Consider the following 5,524-nt stretch of genomic DNA (forward strand, 5'->3'; position numbering starts at 1 on the left):
GCGTCGCCCTGAACAGCCGCGCCCCAATTCAAGGCACCAAAGGCAAGCATTCCAACGCCATGCCCCGTACACTTCGGCGCGCAAAAAGATTGCACCCAGGTCAACGGCGAATTGGCATCCCCGGTTTGTCAGCGACATTCAAACGACAACAACTTGGAGGGAACATTGAGAAAGTACTTGATAGCCGTGGCCGTTCTGCTTTCAGGCTGTGCCGCGCAAGTGGCCAATGTGAATGTGCCGGGAATAGAGCGTTCCGTTCCTGTCCGTATCTCCGATTTGCGTCCTGAAAAAGAGAAGCAAAGCGAGATATTCAGTCTCCTTGTCACCAGCGATGCGTATGGCACTTACCGTGTGCCGGACACTGCCGTCGCTCCGCCCGCCACCCGTCTCTTTCAGCATCGCGCGTTCGAGAAGCTGGGTGACGGTGCCGCTCCGCTCGACATCAAGATTCATCACCTCGTGGTCTATCGCAACCTTCAGTCCGAACTGCGGCGCGGTGCATTGGGCGCGGCATTCGGCGGGGCCATCGGGGCTGTCGTTGCCGGCCAGATCAAGGCAGAGCCATCAGGTGTGGTGACCTCGTCGGTCGATGCCAAGGCTTTCAATGCACTGGCTGCGATGGAATTCAAGCGGGCGCTTTATACCGAGCAGGAGAATCCGGGGCGCGGCAGTGTGCACATCGTTTACATCGAAACGGAAATACAGGGCAAGCGAGCGTTCACCCGGACGATCGTGCCGATCAAGCCCGGCGATGGAGAGAAGAGCCCGCTTGTTTCAGCGCTGGACACGTCGATGGCTTTTCACCTGACCCAGTACTAGCGCTCGCATGAATACGCAAAGCACCCCGCCGCCACTCTTCCAGGGGAGTTGCCTTTGCGGCTCGGTCACGTACGAGGTTCGCTCCCAGATCAAGGCGGTTTCGCATTGCCACTGCGGCATGTGCCGGAAGGCCCACGGCGCTGCCTTTGGCACCTACGGCAGCGTGCCGCTGGGTGATCTCGTGGTGACCGCCGGTGCTGAACTTATGCGCAACCACGACTCGTCGCCCGGCGTCACACGGAGCTTCTGTTCCATGTGTGGCTCTCCGTTGACGTGGCACAGCATCCACGGCGACGCGGCTTCGTGGATATCGTTTTCGCTGGGTACGCTCGACACGCCGTTCACACCGCCGGCGAAGCAACGGCACATTCACCTCGCCTCCGCGCCTCCCTGGCATGTGGTCGGCGATGCGGCCGGGAGCTGAAGGCAGCATGATGAAAAATTCGGACACAAGCGCGGACCTGTCGGCGTCGGAACTCATCACGAGAAGAATCGCCGAGCTCGGAGACTGGCGCGGCGAAACGCTTGGCAAGATGCGCAAGCTCATCAAGGCCGCGGACCCCGAAGTCGTCGAAGAGTGGAAGTGGATGGGCACGCCGGTCTGGTCGCACGACGGCATCATCTGCACTGGCGAGTCTTACAAGGACAAGGTGAAGCTCACCTTCGCCAAGGGCGCGTCGCTGAAAGATCCGGCGGGTCTTTTCAATTCGAGTCTCGATGGCAACGCGCGCCGTGCGATCGACATTCACGAAGCTGAAGAAGTCGATGGGGCGGCGTTCAAGGCGCTGATTCGCGCAGCGGTCGCGCTGAACAAGAGTTCCGTCAAGCCGAAGCCCGCGAAGAAATCGGCTTCCTGAAAAGAGGGGCGAGCCGCTTCGCCGCAGCCATCGTCTTTTTCTTCAGGCGTCCGCCACCGCATACGGCGTGAACCGGCTTTCGTTCTCGTTGACGTCCAGCGGCCGCCCGATGAACGGGAACGCCCGCTGAGGGCACGCCACGCGTTCGCACACCTTGCAGCCCATGCCGATGGGCGTGGGCACGTCCTGATCCTTCAGGTCCAGGCCCTTGGCGTAGACGAGGCGCGGGGCATAGCGGATGTCGCAGCCCAGCCCGATGGAGAAGGTCTTGCTGGGCGAGCCGAAGCCCCGCTGCCCATGCGACACGGTGCGGGCAATCCATAGATAGGTGCGGCCGTCGGGCATGCGCGCCAGCTGCGGCAGGATGCGGCCGGGCTGCGCAAAGGCCTCGTACACATTCCACAGCGGGCAGGTGCCGCCGGTCTTGGAAAAGTGAAAGTGCGTGGCCGACTGGCGCTTCGAGATATTGCCGGCGCGGTCGACCCGGATCAGAAAGAAGGGCACGCCCGACGCGCCCGGCCGCTGCAGCGAACTCAGGCGGTGGCAGACGGTTTCGAAGCCGACGCCGAACTGGCGTGCGAGCACGTCGATGTCGTAGCGCAGCGCTTCGGCCGCGCTCAAGAAAATGCCGTACGGCAGGAGCATCGCGGCCGCGAAGTAGTTGGCCAGGCCGATGCGCGCGAGCGCGTGGGCCGATGCATCGCCGAAGTTCGCCTGCTCGACCAGCGATTCGATCAGCGCGGTCTGCTCCAGCAGCGCGAGCTGCGTCGACAACTGAAAGGCCTGCTGGCCGGGCTCCAGGCTGGCGGACAAGCGCAGCACGCGGTTGGCCGGGTCGTAGCGGCGCTGGCTCTCCAGTGCGTCGTCGTCGGTGGGCACCACGCGCACGCCGTGTTGCCTCATGAGCCGCTGCAGGAGCCATTCGGTGAGCGGTCCGCCATGTCCCCGGGCTTCGGCCGCCAGCGATTCGGCGGCGGTGTCGAGCGGGTCGAAGTAGTTCTGGTGGGCAAAGAAAAAGTCGCGCACCACCTCGAAGGGCATGGGGCGGCTGCGGGGCACGTCGCCGCGCCCGTCGCCAAGCTCGGTTGCCATGGCCTCCAGTCGCTCCAGCGCTTCCTGGTGGCGGCGGTGCAGGGCGAGCAGGGCGCGCGCCAGCGCGGGCATCTGCGACGCGACCTCGCGCAACTCGGGCAGCGCGACGGCCTCGCCGCCGGGGTTGTCGGCCAGTGCCTCGCGCATGCTGGCGACCAGGCGCGCCTCTTCGTCCTCGGAGAACTGCTGGACGTCGACGCCCAGGGTCTTGCTGATTTTCAGCAGCACCGCGACGGTCAGTGGCCGCTGGTTCTGTTCGAGCTGGTTGAGGTAGCTGGGGGAAAGGCCGAGTGCATGGGCCAGCGCCACCTGGGTCATGCCGCGCTCGGCGCGCAGCGTGCGCAGCCGCACGCCCATGAAGGTCTTGCTCATCGTGGGGCTCTCCGAATATTTGCAATATTTGCAAATTGCGTGGTTTTCATTCGCAATGATTCGCTAATTCAGTCCTTCATTATGGGCAGGTATTTGCGTAAATTGCGAATCATGACAAACCAGACCGCGGCCGCAGAGGTCACTGAAATCGTCTTCCCCGAGCATGCGAACCACTACGGCACGCTGTTCGGAGGCAACGCTTTGCTGCTGATGTCGAAGGCCGCTTTTCTTGCGGCCCGCGCCTTCGCGAAGTCCGATGTGGTGATGGCCAGCCTGGGCGACGCGCAGTTCCTCGCGCCTGTTCCCGTGGGCAGCGTGCTGCGGTTGCGGGCATGGGTCACGCGGGTGGGGCGCACGTCGCTCACGGTCAGCGTCACGGGCACGGCCGAGCGGCTGGACGGCGAGCCGAAGACGTCGCTGAAGGGGCTGTTCGAAATGGTGGTGGTCGACAGGAACGGCCGCCCCGTGCGCGTGCGCAGCGCCTATGTGCATCACGGGCATTCAGCGAATCAAGAGCAGCAAAAGCATCAAGAGAAGGAAGAAGCATGAACGACATCGCCACCCCCACAGCCGAAACTCCCACTGCCTTCAAGCCCAAGAAATCCGTGGCGCTGTCCGGCGTGACCGCCGGCAACACGGCGCTGTGCACCGTCGGGCGCACCGGCAACGACCTGCACTACCGCGGCTACGACATCCTGGACATCGCCGAGGTCTGCGAGTTCGAGGAAATTGCGCACCTGCTGGTGCACGGCAAGCTGCCGACCGCGGCGGAGCTTCGCGCCTACAAGGCGAAGCTGAAATCGATGCGCGGGTTGCCCGCGAGCCTGAAGGAAGCGCTGGAGCAATTGCCCGCGAGCGCGCATCCGATGGACGTGATGCGCACGGGTGTTTCGTCGCTCGGCTGCATGCTGCCCGAGAAGGAGGACCACAACGTGCCGGGCGCGCGCGACATCGCCGACCGCCTGATGGCCTCGCTGGGCTCGATGCTGCTGTACTGGTACCACTGGTCGACGCAGGGCAAGCGCATCGACGTGGAAACGGACGACGACTCGATCGGCGCGCATTTCCTGCACCTGCTGCACGGCAAGGCGCCGAGCGCCGAGTGGGAGCGTGCAATGCACACCTCGCTCAACCTCTACGCCGAGCACGAGTTCAACGCCTCGACCTTCACCGCGCGCGTGGTGGCGGGCACGGGCTCCGACATGTACTCGGCCATTACCGGCGCCATCGGCGCGCTGCGCGGCCCGAAGCACGGCGGCGCGAACGAGGTGGCCTTCGAGATCCAGAAGCGCTACGACTCGCCCGCCGAAGCCGAGGCCGACATCCGCCGCCGCGTGGAAGCCAAGGAGGTCGTCATCGGCTTCGGCCACCCCGTGTACACGGTGAGCGACCCGCGCAACGTGGTCATCAAGGGCGTGGCGCAATCGCTGTCGAAAGAGGCGGGCTCGACCAAGATGTTCGACATTGCCGAGCGCCTGGAAACGGTGATGTGGGAGGTCAAGAAGATGTTCCCCAACCTCGACTGGTTCAGCGCCGTGAGCTACCACATGATGGGCGTGCCGACCGCGATGTTCACGCCGCTGTTCGTCATCGCGCGAACCAGCGGTTGGGCCGCGCACATCATCGAGCAGCGCATCGACAACAAGATCATTCGTCCGAGCGCAAACTACACCGGCCCCGAAGACCTGAAGTTCGCCCCCATCCAGGACCGCAGGTAAAAACAAGACAGACAAGGCCCGAGCCGATGCGGCCGGGCCGGAGCCACGCCTCTCGCCGCCCCATGAATATTCAATACCGCAAGAACCTTCCCGGCACGGCGCTGGATTACTTCGACGCCCGCGAAGCGGTCGAGGCAATCCGGCCCGGTGCCTGGGCCCAGCTTCCCTACACCTCGCGCGTGCATGCCGAGAACCTGGTGCGCCGCTGCGACCCGGCCATTCTTTCGCAGAGCCTGACGCAGATCGTCGAGCGCAGGCGCGACCATGACTTTCCGTGGTTTCCCGCGCGCGTGGTGTGCCACGACATCCTGGGCCAGACCGCGCTGGTCGACCTGGCCGGGCTGCGCGATGCCATTGCAGAGCAGGGCGGCGACCCGTCGCAGGTCAACCCGGTGGTGCCGGTGCAACTGATCGTCGACCATTCGCTGTCGGTCGAGTGCGGCGGCTTCGACCCCGATGCGTTCGAGAAGAACCGCGCCATCGAAGACCGGCGCAACGAAGACCGCTTCCACTTCATCGAGTGGACCAAGCGGGCCTTCAAGAACATGGAGGTGATTCCGCCGGGGAACGGGATCATGCATCAGATCAACCTGGAGCGGATGTCGCCCGTGGTGCACGCAAAAGACGGCGTGGCCTACCCCGACACGCTGGTCGGCACCGACAGCC

At 64.3% G+C, this 5,524-nt stretch carries 7 protein-coding genes; 6 read left to right on the forward strand and 1 reads right to left on the reverse strand.

The features are described from left to right. Nucleotides 1-186: 186 nt before the first annotated feature. Genes DBV14_RS32730 through DBV14_RS32740 form a run of 3 tightly spaced genes read left to right on the forward strand, consistent with a single transcriptional unit; the run spans nt 187 to nt 1,676 of the window. The gene (locus DBV14_RS32730) at nt 187-819 is read left to right on the forward strand and encodes a hypothetical protein (RefSeq protein ID WP_124466312.1); all 633 of its coding nucleotides are present in this window, start codon (nt 187-189) and stop codon (nt 817-819) included. A 7-nt stretch (nt 820-826) separates the two neighbouring features. Then, nucleotides 827-1,243: a GFA family protein gene (locus tag DBV14_RS32735; RefSeq protein ID WP_124466315.1), complete on the forward strand. Its 417-nt coding sequence runs from the start codon at nt 827-829 to the stop codon at nt 1,241-1,243. Nucleotides 1,244-1,253: 10 nt separating this feature from the next. Beyond that, nucleotides 1,254-1,676 (forward strand): DUF1801 domain-containing protein, encoded by a 423-nt coding sequence (locus DBV14_RS32740; protein ID WP_124466325.1) that lies wholly within the window; start codon nt 1,254-1,256, stop codon nt 1,674-1,676. Nucleotides 1,677-1,718: 42 nt separating this feature from the next. On the opposite strand, the gene DBV14_RS32745 is transcribed toward DBV14_RS32740, so the two are convergent. Continuing rightward, complete coding sequence (locus tag DBV14_RS32745) at nt 1,719-3,140, reverse strand: short-chain fatty acyl-CoA regulator family protein (protein ID WP_124466318.1); 1,422 nt, start codon at nt 3,138-3,140, stop codon at nt 1,719-1,721. Between the two features lie 39 nt (nt 3,141-3,179). Between DBV14_RS32745 and DBV14_RS32750 the strand changes: the two genes are divergently transcribed. From DBV14_RS32750 to DBV14_RS32760, 3 genes are all read left to right on the forward strand, one after another. Next, complete coding sequence (locus tag DBV14_RS32750) at nt 3,180-3,689, forward strand: acyl-CoA thioesterase (RefSeq protein ID WP_311732878.1); 510 nt, start codon at nt 3,180-3,182, stop codon at nt 3,687-3,689. Next, nucleotides 3,686-4,858, forward strand: coding sequence for a 2-methylcitrate synthase (gene prpC, locus DBV14_RS32755; protein WP_124466323.1), 1,173 nt, complete (start codon nt 3,686-3,688; stop codon nt 4,856-4,858). The genes DBV14_RS32750 and prpC overlap by 4 nt, the downstream gene beginning before the upstream one ends. A gap of 62 nt (nt 4,859-4,920) precedes the next feature. After that, nucleotides 4,921-5,524: aconitase family protein (locus tag DBV14_RS32760; RefSeq protein WP_260397314.1), on the forward strand; the 604-nt coding region annotated here is incomplete at its 3' end.

This window comes from Variovorax sp. KBW07 (genome assembly GCF_003852515.1).
Classification (GTDB): Bacteria; Pseudomonadota; Gammaproteobacteria; order Burkholderiales; family Burkholderiaceae_C; genus Variovorax.

What these genes read in the sequence shown, in the direction of transcription:
- DBV14_RS32735 (WP_124466315.1), top strand. Translation starts at nt 827, where the DNA reads ATGAATACGCAAAGCACCCCGCCGCCACTCTTCCAGGGGAGTTGCCTT.
- DBV14_RS32740 (WP_124466325.1), top strand. Translation starts at nt 1,254, where the DNA reads ATGAAAAATTCGGACACAAGCGCGGACCTGTCGGCGTCGGAACTCATC.
- DBV14_RS32745 (WP_124466318.1), bottom strand. Translation starts at nt 3,140, where the DNA reads ATGAGCAAGACCTTCATGGGCGTGCGGCTGCGCACGCTGCGCGCCGAG.
- prpC (WP_124466323.1), top strand. Translation starts at nt 3,686, where the DNA reads ATGAACGACATCGCCACCCCCACAGCCGAAACTCCCACTGCCTTCAAG.